Annotated in this window: 22 protein-coding genes; 14 read left to right on the plus strand and 8 right to left on the minus strand. The window is 69.7% G+C overall.

The features are described 5' to 3' along the window. Window positions 1-175 precede the first annotated feature (175 nt). Entirely contained in the window at window positions 176-1,456 is a 1,281-nt protein-coding gene (locus tag AC1C2S_RS06915) for an FAD-dependent oxidoreductase (RefSeq protein ID WP_495351790.1), read from the minus strand. A gap of 37 nt (window positions 1,457-1,493) precedes the next feature. Between AC1C2S_RS06915 and AC1C2S_RS06920 the strand changes: the two genes are divergently transcribed. From AC1C2S_RS06920 to AC1C2S_RS06930, 3 genes are all read left to right on the plus strand, one after another. Then, the gene (locus AC1C2S_RS06920; protein WP_495351791.1) at window positions 1,494-2,051 is read left to right on the plus strand and encodes a TetR/AcrR family transcriptional regulator; all 558 of its coding nucleotides are present in this window, start codon (window positions 1,494-1,496) and stop codon (window positions 2,049-2,051) included. Between the two features lie 184 nt (window positions 2,052-2,235). Beyond that, window positions 2,236-3,081 (plus strand): hypothetical protein, encoded by an 846-nt coding sequence (locus AC1C2S_RS06925; protein WP_495351792.1) that lies wholly within the window; start codon window positions 2,236-2,238, stop codon window positions 3,079-3,081. Beyond that, entirely contained in the window at window positions 3,078-3,830 is a 753-nt protein-coding gene (locus AC1C2S_RS06930; protein ID WP_495351793.1) for a hypothetical protein, read from the plus strand. The genes AC1C2S_RS06925 and AC1C2S_RS06930 overlap by 4 nt, the downstream gene beginning before the upstream one ends. 7 nt (window positions 3,831-3,837) lie before the next feature. Here the strand turns inward: AC1C2S_RS06930 and AC1C2S_RS06935 are convergent, their stop codons facing one another. The 3 genes from AC1C2S_RS06935 to AC1C2S_RS06945 all read right to left on the minus strand — a co-directional run bounded on the left by AC1C2S_RS06935 (window position 3,838) and on the right by AC1C2S_RS06945 (window position 5,564). Next, window positions 3,838-4,638, minus strand: coding sequence for an LLM class F420-dependent oxidoreductase (locus AC1C2S_RS06935; protein WP_495351794.1), 801 nt, complete (start codon window positions 4,636-4,638; stop codon window positions 3,838-3,840). Between the two features lie 64 nt (window positions 4,639-4,702). Further along, window positions 4,703-5,113 carry a VOC family protein gene (locus tag AC1C2S_RS06940; RefSeq protein ID WP_495351795.1) on the minus strand — a complete coding sequence of 137 codons (411 nt, stop codon included), beginning with the start codon at window positions 5,111-5,113 and terminating at the stop codon, window positions 4,703-4,705. Between the two features lie 10 nt (window positions 5,114-5,123). Beyond that, window positions 5,124-5,564 carry a helix-turn-helix transcriptional regulator gene (locus tag AC1C2S_RS06945; protein ID WP_495351796.1) on the minus strand — a complete coding sequence of 147 codons (441 nt, stop codon included), beginning with the start codon at window positions 5,562-5,564 and terminating at the stop codon, window positions 5,124-5,126. A 153-nt stretch (window positions 5,565-5,717) separates the two neighbouring features. Between AC1C2S_RS06945 and AC1C2S_RS06950 the strand changes: the two genes are divergently transcribed. The 4 genes from AC1C2S_RS06950 to AC1C2S_RS06965 are packed head-to-tail and all read left to right on the plus strand — an operon-like array spanning window position 5,718 to window position 7,965. Continuing rightward, the gene (locus AC1C2S_RS06950; protein ID WP_495353208.1) at window positions 5,718-6,155 is read left to right on the plus strand and encodes an Lrp/AsnC family transcriptional regulator; all 438 of its coding nucleotides are present in this window, start codon (window positions 5,718-5,720) and stop codon (window positions 6,153-6,155) included. 2 nt (window positions 6,156-6,157) lie between these two features. Further along, window positions 6,158-6,640 (plus strand): toxin-antitoxin system YwqK family antitoxin, encoded by a 483-nt coding sequence (locus tag AC1C2S_RS06955; RefSeq protein ID WP_495351797.1) that lies wholly within the window; start codon window positions 6,158-6,160, stop codon window positions 6,638-6,640. A gap of 15 nt (window positions 6,641-6,655) precedes the next feature. Then, window positions 6,656-7,609: a hypothetical protein gene (locus AC1C2S_RS06960; protein WP_495351798.1), complete on the plus strand. Its 954-nt coding sequence runs from the start codon at window positions 6,656-6,658 to the stop codon at window positions 7,607-7,609. Beyond that, on the plus strand, window positions 7,609-7,965 hold the full coding sequence (locus AC1C2S_RS06965; protein ID WP_495351799.1) for a GntR family transcriptional regulator: 357 nt from the start codon (window positions 7,609-7,611) through the stop codon (window positions 7,963-7,965). Before AC1C2S_RS06960 ends, AC1C2S_RS06965 begins: the two co-directional genes overlap by 1 nt. A 96-nt stretch (window positions 7,966-8,061) precedes the next feature. Here AC1C2S_RS06965 and AC1C2S_RS06970 read toward each other — a convergent pair whose 3' ends face one another. Beyond that, window positions 8,062-9,252 carry a RimK family alpha-L-glutamate ligase gene (locus AC1C2S_RS06970; protein WP_495351800.1) on the minus strand — a complete coding sequence of 397 codons (1,191 nt, stop codon included), beginning with the start codon at window positions 9,250-9,252 and terminating at the stop codon, window positions 8,062-8,064. A gap of 25 nt (window positions 9,253-9,277) precedes the next feature. Between AC1C2S_RS06970 and AC1C2S_RS06975 the strand changes: the two genes are divergently transcribed. Continuing rightward, a complete protein-coding gene (locus AC1C2S_RS06975; RefSeq protein ID WP_495351801.1) occupies window positions 9,278-9,778 on the plus strand; it encodes an ATP-dependent zinc protease family protein in 501 nt (166 codons plus the stop codon). A 305-nt stretch (window positions 9,779-10,083) separates the two neighbouring features. Here the strand turns inward: AC1C2S_RS06975 and AC1C2S_RS06980 are convergent, their stop codons facing one another. Beyond that, window positions 10,084-13,725, minus strand: coding sequence for a proline dehydrogenase family protein (locus AC1C2S_RS06980; protein WP_495353209.1), 3,642 nt, complete (start codon window positions 13,723-13,725; stop codon window positions 10,084-10,086). 221 nt (window positions 13,726-13,946) lie between these two features. On the opposite strand from AC1C2S_RS06980, the gene AC1C2S_RS06985 reads away from it, so the two are divergent. Together AC1C2S_RS06985 and AC1C2S_RS06990 are read left to right on the plus strand one after the other, a co-directional pair. Further along, on the plus strand, window positions 13,947-15,020 hold the full coding sequence (locus AC1C2S_RS06985) for a LysR family transcriptional regulator (protein WP_495351802.1): 1,074 nt from the start codon (window positions 13,947-13,949) through the stop codon (window positions 15,018-15,020). Window positions 15,021-15,045: 25 nt separating this feature from the next. Further along, window positions 15,046-15,798, plus strand: coding sequence for an META domain-containing protein (locus tag AC1C2S_RS06990; RefSeq protein WP_495351803.1), 753 nt, complete (start codon window positions 15,046-15,048; stop codon window positions 15,796-15,798). Between the two features lie 103 nt (window positions 15,799-15,901). Here AC1C2S_RS06990 and AC1C2S_RS06995 read toward each other — a convergent pair whose 3' ends face one another. Further along, window positions 15,902-16,894, minus strand: coding sequence for a helix-turn-helix transcriptional regulator (locus AC1C2S_RS06995; protein ID WP_495351804.1), 993 nt, complete (start codon window positions 16,892-16,894; stop codon window positions 15,902-15,904). A 60-nt stretch (window positions 16,895-16,954) separates the two neighbouring features. Here AC1C2S_RS06995 and AC1C2S_RS07000 point away from each other — a divergent pair, with 60 nt between their 5' ends. From AC1C2S_RS07000 to AC1C2S_RS07010, 3 genes are all read left to right on the plus strand, one after another. Next, window positions 16,955-17,968 (plus strand): ATP-binding cassette domain-containing protein, encoded by a 1,014-nt coding sequence (locus tag AC1C2S_RS07000; protein ID WP_495351805.1) that lies wholly within the window; start codon window positions 16,955-16,957, stop codon window positions 17,966-17,968. Between the two features lie 113 nt (window positions 17,969-18,081). Next, the gene (locus AC1C2S_RS07005; RefSeq protein ID WP_495351806.1) at window positions 18,082-18,864 is read left to right on the plus strand and encodes an ABC transporter permease; all 783 of its coding nucleotides are present in this window, start codon (window positions 18,082-18,084) and stop codon (window positions 18,862-18,864) included. 253 nt (window positions 18,865-19,117) lie between these two features. Continuing rightward, the gene (locus AC1C2S_RS07010; RefSeq protein ID WP_495351807.1) at window positions 19,118-20,854 is read left to right on the plus strand and encodes a phytoene desaturase family protein; all 1,737 of its coding nucleotides are present in this window, start codon (window positions 19,118-19,120) and stop codon (window positions 20,852-20,854) included. Window positions 20,855-20,917: 63 nt separating this feature from the next. Here the strand turns inward: AC1C2S_RS07010 and AC1C2S_RS07015 are convergent, their stop codons facing one another. Beyond that, entirely contained in the window at window positions 20,918-21,277 is a 360-nt protein-coding gene (locus AC1C2S_RS07015; RefSeq protein WP_495351808.1) for a hypothetical protein, read from the minus strand. 87 nt (window positions 21,278-21,364) lie between these two features. On the opposite strand from AC1C2S_RS07015, the gene AC1C2S_RS07020 reads away from it, so the two are divergent. After that, window positions 21,365-21,874, plus strand: a complete 510-nt coding sequence (locus AC1C2S_RS07020) for an SRPBCC domain-containing protein (RefSeq protein WP_495351809.1) — start codon at window positions 21,365-21,367, stop codon at window positions 21,872-21,874. Window position 21,875: the final 1 nt, after the last annotated feature.

A 21,875-nucleotide genomic window follows, 5' to 3' on the forward strand; every position in this document is an offset into this window, starting at 1 on the left:
GGACCAGGTCACTCTCGCGAGCCTCGACGAAGTGTTCGGATTACGCCGTCGTCGAGACGCCACTCCAAGTGTGAAGGGAAATGCGGCGTGGTTGGTGGCATATGGCGCAATATTCGTGCTCGTTCGATGCCGGCACGCAGCTTCCATGCAGAGCTTGGGGGTCGGATGCCGCGACTCACGCGTCTCCGGCCGGTTTGCCGACAGTCGGTCGCTGCAACGGCTCGTCTCCGGCGCCAACGCGACCCGGGAGCCTCGATCGTGGACCGGGCTGGATCCCGGCAGATTCGGGCCGTGCCCCCAGACCGATGAACCGCCCCGTCAGAAATGTGAGCCGTGGATGATCGCGCAGCATCCGCAGCGGCAAGGGCATCGGCGAACCAGGTTCACGCGAAGAGAGGACCGCGCCTTGCATCCGCCGCTGCACGAACTGGGTGATCCGTACCGGCCAGGCACGACGGCGCTGCACCCGGTGCAGGTCGGCCCCTCGCGGCACGCGCACGCACAGCACCGGTCCGAGGATGCGCGCGGCCGCCACGGCATCCTGGATCGCGAGGTTGATGCCGACGCCCCCGGCCGGCGACATCGCGTGCGCGGAGTCGCCGATGCACAGCATCCCGTCGGCGTGCCAGCGGCGCAGCCGCTCGAGTTTCACCCGCAGAAGGTGCACGTCGTCGCTCGTGATCGAGGCGACGGGATCCGTCATCTGTGGCGAGATGAGCGCGATGCGCGACCTCATGCGTGCAAGGTCGTCTTCGGTGCCAGCCCAGGTTCCTGCCGGGATGACGTGCGCGATCTGGAAGAAGTCGCCGCGGTCGATCGTGATGATCATTCCGGCGCCGGCTTGGACGAACGGGTAGGTCTCGCCTGCGCGCTTCGTCAGTCGAAACCACAGCACGTCCATCGCTGCAGCAGTGCCGGCCGGGATGAGACCGGCGGCCGCACGGACCTCCGAGTCCCGGCCGGATGCGTCGACCACAAGGCGCGCGCTCACGCTCACCGCACCATCCGGCCCTGCGCCCGTGACGCCGCTGATGCGACCGCCTTCCCTGATGAGTCCGTCGATCCGAGTCGAGCGGAGCAGGCGGAATCCCGGATGCTTCGCCGCGGTGTCGGCCAGGAGATCGAGGAAGTCCCACTGCGGCATGAACGTCATGACCTTGCGTCGGGTGGGTAGCCGGGTGAAGTCGGCGAGAGTGAGCTCTGTGCCGTGCCAGCTCAGGCCGACACGGGGCATGTCCGCGTGCGGCCGAGTGAGGAACTCGTCGAGAAGGCCGAGCTCACCGAGCAGCTGTTGGGTAGAGGGATGGATCGTGTCGCCGCGGAAGTCGCGCAGGAAATCGGCATGCTTCTCGACGACCGTGACCTCGAGTCCTTGGCGTAGCAGGAGCAATGCCATCATGAGTCCGGCGGGACCGCCGCCGACGATCACGCAGTCCGTATCGATGTGAGTGCTCATGTGTTCACGATCGCCTCGCCCGTGTGATGATGCGAGCATGGTCAATAAGAAAGCCGGGCGGCCACGAGGTGATGCCACGGCGCGTCAACGCCTGCTGAATGCTGCCCACCAGCACTTCGAATCGGGCGACCTGGCCTCGGTTTCGGCGCGAAAGCTCGCCGAAGAAGTGGGCGTGAGTCACACTTTGGTCAATTATCACTTCGGTTCGCGTGACGCCCTGATCGCAGCAGCCGTCTCACTTCGCGCAGCCCCGCATCATGTGGTCGCTGCATCTACCGATGAGGATGGGCACATCGACCTCGCCCTGCTCGTGCGCGGACTCGTCACGGTGTGGGAGGACCCGGAGAACGGTGCGCGACTGGTGGAATTCGCGCACCACCTCGCGACCGGCGATGAACGCTCGCCGACGCTGATGTCATATCTGCAGCACACGGTATTCGGCGCACTGGTCGCGGAATTCGGGCAGGAGCGCGCACGCCGCATGGCGACCGCCATCATCGGGGTGATCTTCGCGCGCTACGTGCTGCACCTGCCAGCCATGACCGCGCTCACACCGACGCAGGTCGCGACGCACCTGTTGTCGATGCTGCGGTAGCGCCGACACTGCTCCGAACAGCCCGCCGGGGTGCTCGACGTCGACGTCGTGCAGAGTCTGGGGCCGGATGTCTCCACTCACGCGTCTCCAGCCGGTTTGCCGACGGTCGGTCACTGCGGCATTCTGGAGACCGATCCGGCCCGTGCTGTTCGACAGCGGTTCCGGCGCAGCGACGGAGGCCGGCATGGTGGAACCCGATCGCGATTCCGACCGGGATTCCCGTCTCGATGCCGACGCCCAACAGGTCGCGCGGCTGCAACGGCTCATCTACGGCGCCGACGTTTCCGAGGCAGAACGTTCGGCGGCCGCCGCCGAACTCGATGCTCTGAGGCGCGCGGAATCGGACGCAGAGTCGGCCGCGGCACCGATGGCACCCGCTCAGGAGCCGCCGACGCCGACGCTCGTCGACGATGCGACTTCGACGACGGCGGCTCCATGGTGGGGCGCTGATGCCCGCGATCCCCGCTGGGCGATCGTCGCGGGCGTCGCTGCGCTCGCCATCGGGCTCATGGCCGGGTGGCAGCTCGGCACTCGCACAGTGACGGAGCCGGCGGCATCGGTGACGCTGTCGAGCCAGGCGCCACCGACCGCACTGCCGATGGCGTCGCCCACCGGTGGCCCACTGCCCGAGTCGATGATTCCCCTGCCCGACACCCAGCTGCCGGCAATACTCGAACGCGCGGCGACCGAGGTGGACGCAACGCAGGCCACCTGGGTGACGGCGTTCGAGCTCGACTCTGCGAGCGTGCGGCTGCTGCTCACCCGCTCCGACGGGCTCGCCGTGTACGGGGCGAGGCGAGGCGCCGATGTCTGCCTGGTCGCAGTGGGTTCCACCATGGAGGACGCCGGAGTCGCATGCAGCACCTACAGTGCGATGAGCGACGATGGGCTCGCCGTCGGGTACCTGTACCCTGACGAATCCATCCCGATGACCGTGCGCTGGCGCCCCGACGGAGCGGTCGAGATCACCACCGTCGCCCCACCGAAGGTGCTGCCCATCTCCGGTGATGTCGTGGAGGGCACGAAGTGAACCCCGACCAGGAGGAGCGGATCGCCCGGCTGCACGAGCTCATCTACGGCGCCGGGGCGAGTGACGAGGAACGGGTGAATGCCGCCCGCGAGCTCGACGCCCTGCGTTCGGCCGCGGCGGAAATCACCGAATCCGTTCCGTCACCGGTTCGAGCCGCCGACGCGGCATCCGACACCCACGAGGGAACCGGCACGGCGGCCGACGCGATCGACAGACGCAGTAGGTCCTCGCGACAACGCAGGTATCGCACGGCCGTCATCGCCGGGACCGCAGCGCTCGTCATCGGCCTCCTGGCCGGGTGGCAGCTCGGGGAGCGCGAAGCATCCGACGCGGCCGCAGCCGGCGCGACCCCGACGGTGTTCCTTGGTCCGCGCACGCAGGCCGAGTTCCTCGAATCGCTGCCGGTCGCGGCGGACTCTCCCGCAGCAGACGTGTTCCTGCGACCCGCGACCGCCGCCGATTCACCGGGCACGAGCCCACTGATGAGCTACGGCAACGGCCCACTCGAGTATCGGCTCCTCGCCACCAGGGCCGACGGTCTACCGGTCTACGGCGCACGCGACGACTCGGAGTTGTGCCTGTTCGTCCCGTTCGGGAGCGACGGCGGCGCCGGGACGTGCACAACCGATGGTCGCTTTCCTCCTGACGGCCTCCGGCTCAGTGGCTCCCTCTACGGCACCTCGACTCCGAGCGTCGACGTGACCTGGCACCCCGATGGCTCCCTGACGATGCAGGTGCTCGCCGGCTGACGCAGCCTCAGCCGTTCTTCGCGTCGCGCCAGTCCAACCAGCGCCGCACGGGGCCGAGCTCGTAGTCGGGCCCGGTGATGCCGAGCGTGAAGAGTCGAACTCCCGCCGCGAACAGCGCGTCGGCGTGCTCGACGTCGACGCCCGATCGATCAAGTTCGTTCGAGACGGTGATCTCCGAGACATCCCGCCCGACCTCGTCGCCCCAGCGAGCGAGCACGTCGAGCTTGTGCGGCAACTCGGCCGGCGGAACGAAGGAGTGCCAGATGTCCGCATGCTGCGCCACGATGCGGAGCGTCTTCTGCTCCCCCTTGCCGCCGATCATGACCGGAATGTCTCGGGTCGGCGGCGGGTTGAGCTTCGCCCAACGGGCCTCGATGCGTGGCATCGCGGCGGCGAGTGCGTTCAGCCGGGATCCACGAGTGCCGAACTCGTAGCCGTACTCGTCGAAGTCGCGCTCGAACCACCCGGAACCCGTGGCGAAGATGAACCGGCCCGTGCCGCCCTTTGCGCTGATGTGGTCGAGGGTACGGGCCATGTCCGCCTGCAGGTCGGCGTTCCGGTACGAGTTGCAGTTCACGAGGGAGCCGAACTCGATGCGCTCGGTCTGCTCCGCCCAAGCGCCGAGCATCGACCACGCCTCGAAGTGCAGCCCGTCGCGGTCACCCGTGAGTGGGAAGAAGTGGTCCCAGTTGAAGACGACGTCGACACCGAGGTCTTCGAGACGCAACACCGTGTCACGGATGGCGGGGTATTGGGCGTGCTGTTGCTGCACCTGCACAGCGAGACGCACGGGCGAATTCAGAGGCATCCCGAAAGCCTACGGCTGAACATCGCGCTCTCACCGAGCGAGTCGCGAGATTTCGCCTGAGCCGTCAGGCCGCGGGCGCCTGCGAGATGCGCACGGTGTTGCCCGACGGGTCGCGGAACGCGCAGTCGCGCGGGCCCCAGCCCTGGTCGATGGGCTCCTGGAGCACCTCGGCGCCGGATGCCCGCACGGTCTCGAACGTCGCATCGACGTCATCGGAGCGGAACACGAGCATCGGCAGTTGGCCCTTGACGAGGAGCTCCTGGATCGCGTCACCGTCAGCCTCGGAGCGACCAGCGTGCGGCACGGAGAGCACGATGCCGAGGCCGGGCTGCGCGTCGCTGCCGAGCGTGACCCACCTGAACTCGCCGGAGGCCACGTCGTTCTGCACGTCGAGACCGAGCGCGTCGCGGTAGAAGGGGAGCGACTCGTCGACGTCGTTGACGGTGATGTTCGTGTACTGGAGTGCGATGGTCATGATCGAGACATTACGCCGCGTCTTCCGAGGTCGCTTCTCCGTTTCTGCTCGATGCGTTTCGGACCGGGCGCGTGTAGGTTTTCGCGACGCAAGCGGGCATGGCCTTGACGGCGTCGTGCTCCTGGCTCCGGTAGGCCGTCGGGGTCTCGCCGACGATCTCGGTGAACCGCGAGCTGAACGAGCCGAGCGAAGTACAGCCGACCGCCATGCACGCTTCGGTGACGCTCACGCCCGCACGCAGCAACGCCATCGCCCGTTCGATTCTGCGGGTCATCAGGTAGCTGTACGGCGTCTCACCGTATGCCGCGCGGAATCGGCGCGAGAAGTGCGCGGGCGACATGAGCGCCCGGCTCGCCATGGTCGGTACGTCGAGCGGTTTCGCGTACTCGCGATCGATCAGATCGCGGGCACGGCGCAGGTGAGCGAAGTTCTCGAGCTCCTGCGGGGTCATGATTCGACGGTAGCACCGGCGCCACGAGGCCGGATGGCCGGCGATTCCAGGCGGGACGGCATCGGCGTCGTCTCCGAGTGGGACCGTGCGCGCGGCGCAGGAAAAGTGCGCGACGCGCTGTGGGAGCGCAACGGATCGACGTACAATCCGAGCATGGACAACCTCGATCGCGCCATCCTCGACCTGCTTCGGCAGAACTCCCGGGCTGGCTACGGCGACATCGGGTCGGCGGTGGGCCTCTCGGCGTCGGCCGTGAAGCGTCGAGTCGACCGGCTCGTCGCCGACGGAGTCATCCGCTCGTTCACGATCCAGGTCGACCCCGCCGTCGACGGCATGTCGACCGAAGCGTACGTCGAGCTCTTCTGCCGCGGCACCGTCGCGCCCGACGAACTGCAGCGCATCCTGCAGGGGGTGCCCGAGGTCGTCTACGCGGGCACCGTCACCGGCAGTGCCGACGCGATCGTGCACATGCGCGCCCGCGACATCACCTCGCTCGAAGACGCGCTCGAGCGAGTGCGCATCGCCCCGAACGTCGACCACACCCGCAGCGCGATCGTGCTGTCGCGATTGGTCAACCGCAACAGGGACTGACGATGACTCATCGAGCAGTTCAGGGCGACGCGGATGCCGCGAGCCGCACGCCGAGCAAGACGCCGGCGCCGAACGCTCTCGACGCCGAGGGCCGCAAGCACGGGCTGTGGCAGCAGCGCTTCGCGAATGGCGCTGTCTCCGAAGAGGGCGACTTTGTGCACGGGGTGCAGCAGGGCCCTTGGCGCTACTGGTACCGCGACGGGCGACTGAAGGCGATCGGCGACCGCGTCGACGACACCCTCGACGGGCTCTGGCAGTGGTGGCGCGACAACGGGCAGCCGCTGCAGAAGGGCTCCTTCGTGCGCGACGAGCAGCACGGCCCGTGGAAGCGCTGGCATGCGAGCGGCGAGCTCATGGACGAAGGCGAGTACGACCACGGCACGAAGGTCGGCCTGTGGCGCCGGTACCACCCCGACGGGTCGGTCCGCGACGAGCGCACCCTGCGCGTGAAGCCCTCGGCGAGGCTTGACGATGGGGGTTTGTAGTAATACATTAACGGCATGTCTCTCGACTCGTCCGAATGGTTCATGCTCAGCGTTCTCGCGCTCGTCGCGGTGGTGGCAGCGATCTCCCCGATGTGGATGTCTCGGCCACCGGCGATCGGTCGTTTCGCTCGAACGGTCGGGCTTCCGCTCGACGGAGACGTCGAGCTCGAACGCACCATCGGCGAACGACTCCGGCTCCGCGCACGCTGGGGCGCCGTCGGCACGGTGGCCGGAACCGGCGTCGGAGCGCTCGTCGCCGTGAGTGGTGTGTTGACCACGCACGACGAGTGGGGCGCGGGCCTCTCTCCGGTCGCCGGGCTCGTGCTCGCCGGTCTCGTCCTCACGGGGCACGGAATCGGCACGGCGATCTCGATTCTGCCTGCGCCGCCCGAGGTACGTCGCCACGGCCCACGCGTTGCGCGAGTCCCCCGCCCCTCGGTTGCCGACTACGTCGCTCCCATCGAACACGTGGGGGCTCGCATCCTGGTGGCGGTCGGCAGCCTGCTGACGGTCACCGTCGCCATCCTGCCCACTCCTGTCGAATCTCGACTGCTCGCCGGCGCCACCGCCCTCGCCGCCATCGCGGCGCTCGCCGTGGCCGAGTGGGCCTCCGCGGCACTCGTGTCACGACCGCAGCCGGCTGTGAGCGAAGAGTTGCTGCGCTGGGACGATGCGCTCCGCGCCCAGACGCTCCGCGACATCGTCTCGGTACCCCTGATGGCAGGAGGGGTCGTCGTCCTGGCCTCGATCACCGCCCGGCCCGAATGGACCGGGTCTGCGGCGGAGACCGGCCAGGTCATCGGCAGCGTCATCACGTATGCACTGCTGCTCGCGCTGCTGGTCGTCGGCGCCTTCTCGATCGCGCTTCGCCCCGCCCGCTACTACCTCAAGCGGCTCTGGCCCGCGCAGTTCGCCGAAACGCAGCCCAGTGCCTACGGATCGTCGGCGCCGACCGTCGAGAACCTCTGATGCTGCTCGAGCTCGACCCCGAGTCATCCGTACCACCGTACGAACAATTGCGCCGGGCGGTCATCGACGGCGTGCGCGACGGCACCCTGGTCGCCGGCATGCGGCTGCCGCCGGTGCGCACGCTCGCCACCGAACTCGGCCTCGCGGCCAACACGGTCGCCCGCGCGTATCGGGAGCTCGAGCGCGACCATGTCATCGAGACGCGCGGCCGCAACGGCTCGTTCGTCTCGGCGACCGGAGACCCGACCGAGCAGCAGGCGCAGCTCGCGGCATCTGCCTACGCCGACCGCATCGCGCAACTCGGCCTCGATGCCGAGCGGGCCCTCGCGATCGTGCGTGCCGCCCTCCAGCACTGAGCGCGACCCGCGCGTGCCCACCGCCCGCACACCGAGGCATCCGTCTGCGCCCATTCGATTCCGCCAGACCCGCCGGATTCCGCGGAACGCGAGGAATCAGTCTTCCGGGATCGGCCGCTTCGGGAGCTTGCGCACCTTCGCGCCGCGGCGACGACGCTCGGGGATCATCGAGCGCATCTCCTCGAGCTTGCCGAAGCAGAGCAGCCGGTCTTCGGCCTGCAGCTCGACGCCCTTGCGCGGGTTCGGAATGACGTTCGTGCCACGGTGCAGGGTGAGCACGGTGATGTCGCGCTCCCAGAGTCCGGAATCGCCGAGGGTGGTGCCGACGAGATCGGCGCCGCCGCGCACGACGAGCTCGGCGACGCCGTAGCCGGTCGAGACGGTGAGACGCTGACGCACGTCGACCTCGGGAAATCCGACCTGGTTCGCGATGTGGTCGATGATGGCGCCGGCAACGTCGAGCTTCGTGGCCGACTCGATGCCCTCGAGGCCGGGCGAGGAGTTGACCTCCATCACGAGCGGCCCCTCGTCGCCCTCGAGCATGTCGACACCTGCGACCCGCAGGCCCATGATCTGGGCCGAACGCACGGCCGCCAGCTCGTACTCCGGCGTCAGCTCGACGGCTTCGACGGTGCCACCGCGGTGCACGTTCGAGCGGAACTCGTCGCCGCTCGCGCTGCGCCGCATCGCCGCGACCACCCGGTCGCCGACGACGAGGGCACGGATGTCGCGGCCCCGGCTCTCTTTGATGAACCGCTGGATCAGCACGTTCTGCTTCGTCGAGTGCAGGGTCTCGATGATCGCCTCGGCGACCTTGACCTCGGGGGCGAGGATGACGCCGATGCCCTGCGTGCCCTCGAGCAGCTTGATGACGACGGGCGCGCCGCCGACCCGCTCGATCGCAGGGCGCACGTCGGCGCGATTGCGCACGAACGCCGTCGCCGGCATCCCGATGTTGTGACGGGAGAGGATCTGGTTGGCTCGCAGCTTGTCACGCGAGTTCGTGATGCCGTTGGCGGTGTTGGGCGTGTAGACGTCCATCTGCTCGAACTGGCGTACCACCGCGGTGCCGAAGTACGTCACCGAGTTGCCGATGCGCGGCAGCACGGCGTCGTAGTCGGAGAGGCGCCGCCCGCGGTACTGCAGGTCGGGTTCGGGCCCCGCGAGGTCGATCGCGAACCGCAGGGTGTCGAGTACCTTGACCTCGTGCCCACGCTGCTGCGCGGCCGTGCGGAGGCGCTGGGTCGAGTACGCCTGCGGGGCGCGCGAGAGGATCGCCAGTTTCATCGTGTACCCCTGCGAAGATGTTCGGGTGAGAGAGCCCGTCTATTCAAACACCATCGCGGGATGGCGCGAATGGGTGAGCCTGCCTGGCGCCGAAGTGCCGTGGATCAAAGCGAAGCTCGACACGGGTGCGCGCACCTCTTCCCTGCACGCCTTCGACGTCGAAGAGGTTCGACGCGGCGAGACGGCGATCGTGCGGTTCGGGGTGCATCCGTGGCAGAACACCGATGCAGACGCCGTCGTCGTGGAGTGCCCGGTGCACGACCGACGCTCGGTGCGAAGCTCGTCGGGTCACACCGAAGAGCGCATCGTCGTGCTCATGGACGTGGTGCTCCTCGATCGCGCTGTGACCGCCGAGGTGACGCTCACCAATCGCGATGAGATGGGCTTCCGCATGCTCATCGGCCGCGAAGCACTGCGGCAGGGCTTCGTCGTCGACGCGGCACGCTCATTCGTGGGCGGGCGCGCACCACGTCGCATCCGTCGCCGCAATCGCGGGCGCGATGCGACCACCCCGCCGGTCGAGTAGCGAGCCTCCGCCGGTCGAGTAGCGAGCCTCCGCTGGTCGAGTAGCGAGCCTCCGCTGGTCGAGTAGCGAGCCTCCGCTGGTCGAGTAGCGAGCCTCCGCCGGTCGAGTAGCGAGCCTCCGCCGGTCGAGTAGCGAGCCTCCGCCGGTCGAGTAGCGAGCCTCCGCCGGTCGAGTAGCGAGCGAAGCGAGCGTATCGAGACCTGCCCGGTCGAGGGTCTCGATGCGGCGCTGGCGCGCCTACTCGACCAGCGTGAGGTGCACGGCGCCGGCGCGACAGCGCCCTTGTGCATCCGTTCGGATCGCGCCTAGATGACGCCGGCGCTGATGGTCGTCGGGTTGCCGAACCGGTGGTTCGTGATCGAGATCGCCTGTTCGTGCAGGAACGGCAGCATTTCGACGCGGCCCGACGGCGTCACGGGGTGCGCCCACACCGCGACATCCGGAGTGCCGCCGAGCGCCTCGGCGAGAGCGGATGCCCCGCCGCCGACGAGCCGCACACGCGGGGTCGCGATGCCGCGCTTCGCCGCCCGGCCGAGCCAGTCCGCGTCGCCCTCGCGCACAACCTTCACCTCGCGCGCGGCGAGCAGCGTGCGCACGCCCTTCGGCAGCTCGACCGCGGTCGACACCGAGAGCTTCGACTTCGCGAGCAGGCCGGCCGCGATGACGCGGAGCCCTTCGGCGAGGGTTGCGTGCTCGCCGATGCGCACCGTCACGGGCAGCGGCCGGTAGCGGAAGAGGTTGCGCTCGACGCCGACACCGGAGACATCCTTCACGACGCCGTACTCCTCGGCCCAGGCGAGCTCGTCGGAGAGCGCCGAGCGACGCAACAGGTCGAACGCGTCGTAATCGAGCGCCGACTGCGACGCCTCGATGAGCTCGGCGACGCGCTTCTCGAGCCCCCGCAGGTGCAGGGTGCTCGACGACGTGCCGTGCTGCGGCAGCCACTCGCCGAGGCCGAAGAGGTAGTTCGGGCCGCCGGCCTTCGCCCCGGCACCGACCGCCGAGCGCTTCCAGCCGCCGAACGGCTGGCGCTCGACGATCGCACCGGTGATGCCCCGGTTGACGTAGAGGTTGCCCGCCTCGACACGGTCGAACCAGGTTGCGAGTTCGACGGAATCGAGCGAGTGCAAGCCCGCCGTCAGACCGTAGTCGACGGCATTCTGCAGGCGGATCGCCTCGTCGAGGTTCTTCGCATGCATGACGCCGAGCACGGGGCCGAAGAACTCGGTGAGGTGGAAGTACGAGCCGGCCGCGACGCCCGTGCGGATGCCGGGCGACCAGAGCCGCCCGGTGGCGTCGAGCTGCTCCGGCTCGACGAGCCACTCCTCGCCGATGCCGAGCTGGGTGAGCGCGTGCAGCAGCTTGCCGTTCGCGGGCTCGACGATCGGGCCCATCTGGCTCGTCGCCTGCTCGGGCCAGCCGACCCGCAGCGACTTCGTCGCGTCGACGAGCTGGCGGCGGAACCGCTCCGACTTCGCGACGGAGCCGACGAGGATCACGAGCGAGGCGGCCGAGCACTTCTGGCCCGCATGTCCGAAGGCGCTCTTCACGACATCGGATGCCGCGAGGTCGAGGTCCGCCGAGGGCGTCACGATGATCGCATTCTTGCCGCTCGTCTCGGCGAGCAGGGGCAGGTCGGCCCGGAACGAGCGGAACAGCTGTGCGGTCTCGTAGGCGCCGGTGAGAATGACCCGGTCGACCGCCGGGTGGGAGATGAGCTCCTTGCCGAGCTCCCGTTCGCCGATGTCGACGAGGGTGAGCAGTTCGCGAGGGATTCCGGCCTCCCACAGCGCCTCGACCATGACCGCGCCCGAGCGCTGCGCGAGCTTCGCGGGTTTGATGATGACGCCCGAGCCCGCGGCGAGCGCGGAGAGCACACCGCCCGCGGGGATCGCGACCGGGAAGTTCCACGGCGGGGTGATGACCGTCAGCCGGGACGGCACGAAGATCGCGCCCTGCACGTGGTCGAGCTCCCGGGCGCGCTCGGCGTAGTAGTGCGCGAAGTCGATCGCCTCGCTGATCTCGGGGTCGGACTCGGCGATGGTCTTGCCGGTCTCGGCGGCCATGACCTCGATGAGGCGGTCGCGGTTCGCGGCGAGCGCGTAGCCGGCACGGTGCAGCACCGCCGCACGTTCCGCGCCGGGCAGCTCGCCCCAGGCGCGGCCGCGGGCGGCGACGGTCTGGACGACCCGCTCGAGGGTGCCCGCGTCGTCGATGCGCGCTGCCGCGATCGTGTCGAGGCCGAGCCGGGAGGTGGCCACCCGCTCGAGGATGCGGCGGCCCCACTCTCGGTTCGGCGCGAGTGCCGGGTCGGTGTCGGGTTCGTTGCGGAAGCCCGGCGTGGCCCCGGGGCCGGCGGCATCGAGCCCCGCGGATGCCGCGGCATCCGCCAGTTCGGAGCCGTCGATGCCGCCGGAGCCGTCGGACCCGCGCGTGATGCCGAGCACGACGCTCGTGAGCGACGGGTCGTGCTCGTGCTCGGTGCCGGGCGCCGGAGCCTCGGGAACGGTCATCGCGGCGGCGAGGGTCTCGTCGGTCCACTCGGTGCGCCGGTTCTGGGTGCGGTTCGGCGAAGGCGCCGCCCCGACCGACGGCTCGAGCGCTGCGAGCGAGGCGCGGTAGCGGGCCTGCTCGCGCTGGAACAGCGTCTCGTTCGAGGTGAGTTCGAACACCGCCGACATGAAGTTGTCGTGACTCGCGTTCTCTTCGAGGCGGCGGATCAAGTACGCGATCGCAACGTCGAACTCGCTCGGGTTCACGACGGGCGTGTAGAGCAGCAGGTTGCCGACATCGCGGCGCACGGCCTCGACCTGGCCGGTCGCCATGCCGAGCAGCATCTCGAACTCGACGCGCGAGTCGACGCCGCGCTCGCGGGCGGTGAGCCACGCGTGGGCGACGTCGAAGAGGTTGTGGCCGGCGACGCCGAGTTTGACCGCGTCGGTGCGCTCGGGGGTCATCGACCAGTCGAGCACGCGCTTGTAGTTCGTGTCGGTGTCCTGCTTGGTGTCGTAGGTCGCGAGCGGCCAGCCGTGCACGGCCGCGTCGACGTGCTCCATCGCGAGGTTCGCGCCCTTGACGACGCGCACCTTGATGGGGGCGCCGCCCTCGGCGCGGCGGTTCTTCGCCCACGCCGTGAGTTCCTGCATCGCGCCGAGCGCGTCGGGCAGGTAGGTCTGCAGCACGATACCCGCCTCGAGGCCGCGCAGCTGCGGCTGGTCGAGCAGGGTCGTGAAGACCGCGATCGTCAGGTCGAGGTCGCGGTACTCCTCCATGTCGAGGTTGATGAACTTGCCCTTGCCGCGCGCCGCGCTCGCGGCGGCGAGCTCGTAGAGCGGGGTGAGCTTCGCGACGACCTTGGCGACGGCTTCGTCGAACGACCACATCGAGAGTTGGCTGACGACGCTCGAGACCTTGATCGACACGTAGTCGACGTCGTCGCGGGCGAGGAACTCGAAGGTGCCGGCCAGCCGGCGGTCGGCCTCCTCTTCACCGAGCACGGCCTCGCCGAGGAGATTCAGGTTCAGGCCGTTGCCCGACTCGCGCAGCGCCGCGATGGCCGGGCCGAGCTTGTCGGGGGTCGCGTCGAGCACGAGGTGGCCGACCATGGCGCGCAGCACGCGGCGTGCGATCGGAATCACGATCCACGGGAACACCGGGGCGATGACGCCGCCGGCCCTGATCGCGGCCTTCAGGTACCACGGCAGGAATTTCGGCGTGATCTTCGCGACCTGCTCGAGGTTGCGGCCGGCGACGCCGAGGTCTTCGGGCCGCATGACGCCGTCGACGAAGCCGACGGTGAAGTCGAGACCCCTGGGGTCTTTCAGCACGCCGGCGAGGCGTTCGGCGGCAGGATCGGCGGGGTGCTCGGCGCTCTCAGCGAGCCAGCGGCGCACGAGGGCGACGACGTGATCGGTGTTCGGCCGTGCGTCTGTGGCGGCGTTCGACATGGTCACGAGGGTAGTGTCCTTTTCTTCGGGCGCGCCGGGATCACGCGCCTGTCGGGTTCAGTATGCGCCGCGGCATCCATTCGGTAAAGCGAATGAATCTGAACGATACTGTTCAGTAGAACCGACTAATTCAACCGACGACCGAGACGGCCGTCGGCGCTGGCGTCGCGGCGAAGGCCAGAAATGGCCTTCGCTTTCAGCTCCAGCGCGCGGAGGAACCCATGCTCGACGTGCGACGCCTGCGACTGCTCGTGGAGCTCGCCGACCGCGGCACCCTCTCGGCGGTCGCCGACGCTCTCTCGTACAGCCCGTCTTCGGTGTCGCAGCAGCTCAGCCAGCTCGAACGCGAGGCGGGCGTGCAATTGCTCGTGCAGGTCGGTCGACGTGTGCAATTGACCCCCCAAGCCGAGCTGCTCGTCGGCCACGCGCGCGGTGTGCTCGACCGGCTCGAAGAGGCCGAATCGGATGTCGCGCGCTCGCTCACGGCCGTCGGCGGCACGGTGCGCATCGCGGTGTTCCAATCGGCGGCGCACGCCGTGGTGCCGCAAGCGCTCACCCTCCTGCGCGCCGAGCATCCCGCACTTCGGGTCGAGGTCACCGAACGCGAGCCCGACGTCGGCCTCTTCGAAGTGTCGGCCCGCGACTTCGATCTCGTCATCGCCGAACAATACCCAGGGCACACCCGCGCACATCGCGAGGATCTCGACCGCGTGCACCTCGTCGCCGACACGATCCGCTTGGCGTTGCCGCCGCACCCGTCGTCGCGACGTGCCCGCCCCACCACGGCCGCCGCCGCCACCGCTGCGGCGACCACGATCATCGAGAGTGCGCGAAACGTCGGAAACGACGGGCCGAAGGGACACGACGCGCACTCTCGACGCCGTGGAGGGCGAGGGGAACGGGAGGGACGGGAGCGACGGGAGATGGGGGCGCCATCGGCGCTCGCCGCGGCATCCGACATGCCCTGGGTGCTCGAACCCGTGGGCACGGCGTCGCGCGACTGGGCCGAGCAGCTCTGCCGCGAGGCCGGGTTCGAACCCGACGTTCGCTTCGAGACGGCCGACCTGATGGCGCACATCCGGCTGATCCGCTCGGGCAATGCGGTGGGCCTGCTCCCCGACCTCGTGTGGGCCGGGGAGACGCCGAGCGTGACGCTCATCGACCTGCCGGGGCATCCCGAACGCGAGGTCTTCACCTCGACCCGACTCGCGGCCGCCGCCCGCCCGGCGGTCGTCGCCTGCCGCGATGCGCTGGCCCGTGCGGCACGCGCGACGGCGACGCCTGCCGGGCATTGACCGGCACCCTCGATACGCTGTGCGCATGTCGCGAACGATGCAGCGTTGGGCACTGTCCGGAACGATCCTGCTCGCGGCGGCGGCGCTGACCGCCTGCGCCGGCAACGCCGGCGACGGATCAGGGGCGACCGCCGACCCCGTCGGCACGTGGGGCGACGCGACGTCGTCGAGCGAACCGTCGCTCGCCCTCGCCGACGATGGCAAGCTGACCGGCACCGACGGTTGCAACCGCCTCATCGGCAGCTGGAGCGCCGACGAAGACGCAATCACCTTCACCGATGTCGCGTCGACGCGCATGGCCTGCGAGGGCGTCGACACCTGGCTCTCGTCGATCGCGACGGGAACGATCGACGGCGAGACGCTCACCGTCTTCGATGCCGACGGCGCCGAGATCGGCACGCTCGAGCGATCGAGCCACGACGTGCCGACGCCCGAAGCCTCCGTCGAGCCGGCCACGGACGACGCCGCGCTTGATCCTGCCCTCGTCGTCGGCACCTGGGGCACGGAGTCGACCGGCACCGCCTCGGGCGAGCCGTTCATCGTCATCGCCGCCGACGGCACCGCGGGCGGCAGCGACGGGTGCAACTTCTTCGGCGGCTCCACCTGGGCCGTCGACGGCGAGACGATCACGTTCACGGCCGGCATCACCACGCTCATGGCCTGCGAGGGCATCGATCAGTGGCTGAACACCCCGGCGACCGCGACCGTCGACGGCGACACGATGACCTTCTTCGACGAGTCGGGCGCCGAGATCGGCACGCTGCTGCGCACGGCGTAGGCATCAGTGCCATCGCGCAAGCCGCGCGTGACGTTCGAAGTGCGACCGGTATCCGCCGACGATCGCAGCCTGCAGCGCGTGCACGCACGCGCGCACGCGCACGTCACTCTCGAGCGGATGCCGCGGCGAACCGTTCGGCCTGGGCGGCGAGGAACTCCATCACCTCGGGCGGCCCCTCGACGCGGTAGCCCACACCACTCGGGATCCACATGAGCGCCATCAGCAGGTTCTGCACGGCGTCGGCCTCGAGTGGCCACGCGCAGTGCTCGGCGTCGATCGCGACGACATCGCGCCCGTACCAGCCGAGGTGCTCGGCGAACACGGCCTGCGGCAGCTCGACGATGACGCGGGCCTTCACCGTGCGGTCGCGCCAGCGCACCGCAGCCTCGACTCGTGCCCGCGCGGCCTCATCGGTCATGGGCCGCGGTTCGAACTGCACCCGCGTCGGGAACACCTCGCTGATGCGGTCGAGCCGGAAGGTGCGCCAGTCCTCGCGCTGGCGATCCCAAGCGAGGAGGTACCAGCGGCGGGCGACCGGCACGAGCCGGTACGGCTCGATGACGCGGGCGGACGCCGTGCCCGCGGCATCCGTGTACGTGAATCGCAGCCGTTCGGAATCGCGGCATCCGAGCGCGAGGAGGCCCAGCAGTTGGGAGTCGATCTCGGGGGCCGGTCGGCGTGAGCCGGCCGAGCCGGGCCCGCCCGTGCCGACGGCGGCATGCGACTGCAGGGCTTCGATGCGCCGACGCAACGCGGGCGGCAGCACTTGCTCGATCTTCGCGAGCGCGCTGATCGTCGTGTGCTCGGCGCCGCGCAGCCCCGCGGTGGCCTGCGAGCGCAGTCCGACGGCGATCGCGACGCCCTCGTCGTCGGTGAGCAGCAGCGGCGGCAACCCCGTCCCTGCCTCCAGCCGGTAACCTCCGGTGCTGCCGCGCGCCGACTCGATACCGTAGCCGAGCTCGCGCAGCCGATCGACGTCACGGCGCAGCGTGCGGTCGGAGACGCCGAGCCGGTCGACGAGTTCTTGCGCCGACCAGTGCCGGTGACTCTGCAGCAGGGAGAGGAGTTCGAGGGTTCTCGAGGTCGTTGCGGCCATGTCTCAAGTTTCTCATCTATCAGGACAGAAACTGTCCGGATGCCTCGGGAGACTGTGGATATGACGAATCAGATGATCTCCGCTCAGGGCCTCACGAAGACGTTCCCCGCCAAGGGAAAGTCCGTCGAGGCCGTCCGTTCCGTCGACCTCGCGGTCGACGCCGGCGAGCTCGTCGCCTTCCTCGGCCCGAACGGCGCCGGCAAGTCGACGACGCTTCGCATGCTCACCACCCTGCTGCCGCCGACGAGCGGCGAGGCCGTCGTCGCCGGTTGCGACATCCGCCGCGATCCCGCCGGCGTGCGCCGCCGCATCGGCTACGTCGGCCAGGGCAATTCCGGCGGGCACAGCCAGCGGGTGCGCGACGAGCTGCACGCCCAGGGCGCCTTCTACGGCTTGGGCCGCCGCGAGACGCGGGCGCGCGCCGACGAGCTCATCGAGTCGCTCGAGCTCGGGCAGGTCGCGAGCCGTCAGGTGCAGGCGCTCTCGGGCGGCCAGAAGCGCCGGCTCGACATCGCGCTCGGGCTCATCCACCGGCCCGAGCTGCTCTTCCTCGACGAGCCGTCGACGGGCCTCGACCCGCACAGCCGGGCGAACCTGTGGGAGCACATCGTCGAGCTGCGCCGCGAGACGGGCACGACGATCTTCCTCACGACGCACTACCTCGACGAGGCCGACCAGCTCGCCGAGCGCGTCATGGTGATGGATCACGGCCAGGTCATCGCCGATGACACGGCGTGGGCGCTCAAGGAATCGCTCGCGGGCGATCGGGTGAGCCTCACCTTCGATTCGGCGACGGATGCCGCGGCAGCCGCGGCCCGCATCGGCGGCGAGGCCTCGGGGCCGGTCGTCACGGTCACCGCTCCCGGCGGCGATCGGGCGTTGCCCCGCTACATCCGTTCGCTCGGCGACGCCGGTCTCGACGTCGTCGCCGCGACCCACCGCCAGCCGACCCTCGACGACGTGTTCCTCGCCCTCACGGGTCGCAGCCTCCGCGAGGAGGCGGCGCACGCCGCGCAGGCCGACGCCGACACCGACTCCGACCCCGTGCCGGCCTCGGCACCCGTCGCCGCCTGACCGGTGTTCGGCCATTCGGAAGCAGGCAGACACGCCGCATCCGATTCAGCGACAGGCGCCAACTGCACTCCACGACCGAGAACTCCAGTTCTCACGACACGAAGGAACTCCTCATGACCACTCTCGACACCACCGCCCGGCCTACCGGCTTCTTCCACGACACTGCCGCGGTCTTCGTGCGCGAGTCGCGGCCGCTCGTGCGCGACCCGTTCAGCGTCGTCTTCTCACTCGTGCAGCCACTCGTCTTCCTCGGCCTGTTCGGCCCACTGCTCGTCGGCGCGGCCGGTGGGGATGTCGCGGGCACGCTGCAGTGGTTCGTACCCGGCATTCTCGTGATGGTCGCGCTCTTCGGCACGGCGTCGACCGGCGCGAATCTGCTCGTCGAAATGCAGACCGGTTCGCACGAGCGCACGCTCGTCGCCCCCCTCTCGCGAAGCGCGCTCCTCGTCGGCCGCGCCCTCAAGGAGGTCGTGCCGCTCGTCATCCAGGGCACGATCGTGGTGCTCGTCGCGGTGCCGTTCGGCTTCAGCCTCAACGTGCCCGGCCTCATCGCGGGCCTCGTGGTGCTCGCCGTGTTCGGCATCGGGTTCGGGGCGTTGAGCTACACGCTCGCGCTCGGCTGCCGCAACCGCGACTGGATGTTCTGGATGGTGCACCAGACGCTGCTGTTCCCGCTCATGATCCTCTCGGGCATGCTGCTGCCGCTCGACGACGGCCCCGAGTGGATGCAGGTCGCCGCGGCCGTGAACCCGCTCAGTTACCTCGTCGCAGCCGAGCGCGCGCTGCTCGCCGGCGACCTCGGAGCACCCGTGGTCATCGGTGGCATCATCGCCGCGGCCGCGACCTGTGCGATCGGCATCGTGGTCGGCGTGCGGGCGATGCGTCGCGCTCGCTGACCCCGCGCTCCCGCGCGCACCCCGCGCGCACCCACCCACGCGCACGCACCCACCCAGCGCACGCACCACACCGCGCGCACCCACCCGCGCGCACGCACCCACAGCCCGCGCGCACGCACCCGCGCGCACGCACCCACGCGCACGCACCACACCGCTCCGGGGGTGCATTCCCGCCAGATGTAGGGCCGATCGGCACTCCGGCTGGCGGGAATGCACCCCCGGGGCGCCTTTGCGGTTCGATTACGCTCGAGGGATGCCCCACGACGTCGTGATTCTCGGCGGTGGCCACAACGGCCTCACCGCAGCCGCCTACCTCGCTCGCGCCGGCAAGCGAGTGCTGCTCCTCGAACGCGACGACCACCTCGGCGGAGCGGCCGTCTCGGCCGAGGTGTTCGACGGCGTCGACGCCCGCCTCTCGCGCTACTCGTACCTCGTGAGCCTGCTCCCCCAGCGGATCATCGATGAACTCGGCCTCGACGTGCGACTCGTGCGCCGGTGCTATTCGTCGTACACGCCCGACCCCGGCGACCCCGAGCGCGGGCTGCTCATCGACCGGGAGGCCGGGCCTGGAACACCTTCGACAGGCTCAGGGAGCGATTCCGCCGCTGCCTTCGCCCGCATCGGCGCCGAGGGCGACGTCGCCGCTTGGAACTCCTTCTCCGCCGACACCGCGCGACTGGCCGAACGGCTCTTCCCGACCCTGACCGAGCCGCTGCCCACCCGCGATGAAGCACGCGCCCTCGTCGGCGACGAGGGTGTGTGGCACGACTTCGTGGAGCAGCCTCTCGGCGGCACGATCGATGCTCGCTTCACGAGCGACCTCGTTCGCGGGGTCGTCGCGACCGACGGCCTCATCGGCACCTTCACCGACCTCAACAACCCCGCACTCGATGCGAACCGGTGCTTCCTGTACCACGTGATCGGCGGCGGCACGGGCGATTGGGATGTGCCGGTCGGCGGCATGGGCGCCATCAGCGGCGAGCTCGCTCGTGCTGCGCGTGAAGCCGGCGCCGAGCTCGTCACGGGCGCCGAGGTACTCGCGGTCGACCCGAACGGCAGCGTGCGGTACCGGCTCGACGGCGTCGAGCACGAGGTCGCTGCACCCACGATGCTCGCCAACGTCGCGCCGGCGGTGCTCGATCGTCTCATCGCGACGGCGGCTGCGACCGCCCGCAGTCGACGGCATGTCCCGGATGCCGCGGCGAACGTCTCGGCGGCCACGGGTGCCGCACCGATCGCGCCACGCGACCAACATCCCTTCCCGCCGCAGGCGCCGCTCGACGTGCCCCCGGTCGTGCGGGAGCGCCTGCGCCACCTCACCGCACCCGAGGGCGCACAGGTCAAGGTGAACCTGCTGCTCACGCGACTGCCGCGGCTGCGTGACGCCGAGGTCTCGCCCGAGGCGGCGTTCGCCGGCACGTTCCACATCAACGAGCTCGAGTCGCAGCTCGCGACGGCGTACGGCGAGGCGGCCCGTGGCCGGATCCCCTCGCCGTTGCCGTGCGAGGTCTACTGCCACACGCTCAGCGATCCGTCGATCCTCTCACCCGAGCTCGCGGCATCCGGCGCCCACACCCTGACCGTCTTCGGCCTGCACGTGCCGCACCGGCTGCTCGAGCGCTTCGGCGACGACGAGTTGCGTGAGCGCCTGCAGCACGAGGTGCTCGCCTCCTTGAATTCGGTGCTCGCCGAACCCATCGAGGGCGTCATCGCCACGGATGCCGCGGGCCGCCCGTGCGTCGAGACGAAGACGACGCGCGACATCGAGGAGGCGCTCGCGATGCCGGGCGGCAACATCTTCCACGCGCCGCTGTCGTGGCCGTGGGCGGAGCCGGGCGCCCCGCTCACCAGCGCCGCCGAACGCTGGGGCGTCGCAACGGCGTATCCGCAGGTGCTGCTGTGCGGTTCGGGAGCGGTGCGCGGCGGCGCGGTCAGCGGCATCGGCGGCCACAACGCGGCAATGGCGGTGCTCGAGGCCCGCTCGGTCTGACGGGCCCCACAGCACGAACCCCAGAGCACGAGCTCAGAACACGAAGCTGTAGAGCAACGAGCGTCAGAACACGAAGAGCTGCCCGAGCACCATGATCGCGATGATGAACAGCACGACGACCGCGCCGACGATCGTCAACGACTTCACCGAGAGCTTCGCGACGCCGAAGCCCACGAGGAAGGGCAGTGCCACGAGGAAGATCGTCACGATCCACCAGAACGTCGAGTAGCCGGCGGCCGACGCATCACCCAGACGCCCGCCGAACAACTGGCTCGTGGCGGGGTGGGTCGCGAAGGCGAACGAGGCTGAGAGCGGCACTGCGATGAGCGCCGCGACGATGAGGCCGGCGAGCCCGCCCCACAGCCCCGACTTGCCCTCGGTGATGTCCATCGCCTCTTCGCGCCCCGCACCCTTGGAACTCATGCGCTCACTCTAGTGTCGGCCAGTGGCGCTCTGGTAGATCCACACCGACGGCATTAGCCTGAGGGAACGAGCGAACGGGGGCCGAAGATGACCGCGAAACCGACCGGGCACTACGTGCTGAAAGACGACGGCCTCTACCTGCAGTTCGACCGCCTCTTCTACGCACCCATCGAAGACGTCTGGTTCAGCCTCACGAATCCGAACGCCATGCGCGCCTGGATCGGCACGTACACCGGCAGCCCGGCGACCGGCGGGGTGCGCTTCCGCATGGGCGCCGAGGGCGAGGAAGCCGAGTGGCAGAACGTCAGCATCCTCGAATGCGCTGCCCCCCATCGGTTCCTCGCCGACTCCGGCCCCGGCCCGACCGGCATCCGGGTCTTCTGCCACCTCGTCGAGGGCGGCGGCATGACGACCCTCACACTCGGCCAGCGACTGCACAGTGCAGCGGATGCCTCGAGCATCGGCCCTGGCTGGGACTACTACCTCGATCGGCTCGCCGCGTCGCGTGCCGGGGCACCGCTGCCCGCGTGGGAGACGTACTACCCGTCGTTCTCGCCCCACTACCGTGAACTGGCCGTTCCGGGGCCGGTGCATTGAC

This window comes from Agromyces sp. Y782 (genome assembly GCF_059445405.1).

Bases quoted from the DNA above. Each gene is read 5' to 3' on its own strand.
- AC1C2S_RS06915 (WP_495351790.1), bottom strand. From the start codon at position 1,456: ATGAGCACTCACATCGATACGGACTGCGTGATCGTCGGCGGCGGTCCC.
- AC1C2S_RS06920 (WP_495351791.1), top strand. From the start codon at position 1,494: ATGGTCAATAAGAAAGCCGGGCGGCCACGAGGTGATGCCACGGCGCGT.
- AC1C2S_RS06925 (WP_495351792.1), top strand. From the start codon at position 2,236: ATGGTGGAACCCGATCGCGATTCCGACCGGGATTCCCGTCTCGATGCC.
- AC1C2S_RS06935 (WP_495351794.1), bottom strand. From the start codon at position 4,638: ATGCCTCTGAATTCGCCCGTGCGTCTCGCTGTGCAGGTGCAGCAACAG.
- AC1C2S_RS06940 (WP_495351795.1), bottom strand. From the start codon at position 5,113: ATGACCATCGCACTCCAGTACACGAACATCACCGTCAACGACGTCGAC.
- AC1C2S_RS06945 (WP_495351796.1), bottom strand. From the start codon at position 5,564: ATGACCCCGCAGGAGCTCGAGAACTTCGCTCACCTGCGCCGTGCCCGC.
- AC1C2S_RS06950 (WP_495353208.1), top strand. From the start codon at position 5,718: ATGGACAACCTCGATCGCGCCATCCTCGACCTGCTTCGGCAGAACTCC.
- AC1C2S_RS06955 (WP_495351797.1), top strand. From the start codon at position 6,158: ATGACTCATCGAGCAGTTCAGGGCGACGCGGATGCCGCGAGCCGCACG.
- AC1C2S_RS06960 (WP_495351798.1), top strand. From the start codon at position 6,656: ATGTCTCTCGACTCGTCCGAATGGTTCATGCTCAGCGTTCTCGCGCTC.
- AC1C2S_RS06965 (WP_495351799.1), top strand. From the start codon at position 7,609: ATGCTGCTCGAGCTCGACCCCGAGTCATCCGTACCACCGTACGAACAA.
- AC1C2S_RS06970 (WP_495351800.1), bottom strand. From the start codon at position 9,252: ATGAAACTGGCGATCCTCTCGCGCGCCCCGCAGGCGTACTCGACCCAG.
- AC1C2S_RS06980 (WP_495353209.1), bottom strand. From the start codon at position 13,725: ATGTCGAACGCCGCCACAGACGCACGGCCGAACACCGATCACGTCGTC.
- AC1C2S_RS06985 (WP_495351802.1), top strand. From the start codon at position 13,947: ATGCTCGACGTGCGACGCCTGCGACTGCTCGTGGAGCTCGCCGACCGC.
- AC1C2S_RS06990 (WP_495351803.1), top strand. From the start codon at position 15,046: ATGTCGCGAACGATGCAGCGTTGGGCACTGTCCGGAACGATCCTGCTC.
- AC1C2S_RS06995 (WP_495351804.1), bottom strand. From the start codon at position 16,894: ATGGCCGCAACGACCTCGAGAACCCTCGAACTCCTCTCCCTGCTGCAG.
- AC1C2S_RS07000 (WP_495351805.1), top strand. From the start codon at position 16,955: ATGACGAATCAGATGATCTCCGCTCAGGGCCTCACGAAGACGTTCCCC.
- AC1C2S_RS07005 (WP_495351806.1), top strand. From the start codon at position 18,082: ATGACCACTCTCGACACCACCGCCCGGCCTACCGGCTTCTTCCACGAC.
- AC1C2S_RS07010 (WP_495351807.1), top strand. From the start codon at position 19,118: ATGCCCCACGACGTCGTGATTCTCGGCGGTGGCCACAACGGCCTCACC.
- AC1C2S_RS07015 (WP_495351808.1), bottom strand. From the start codon at position 21,277: ATGAGTTCCAAGGGTGCGGGGCGCGAAGAGGCGATGGACATCACCGAG.
- AC1C2S_RS07020 (WP_495351809.1), top strand. From the start codon at position 21,365: ATGACCGCGAAACCGACCGGGCACTACGTGCTGAAAGACGACGGCCTC.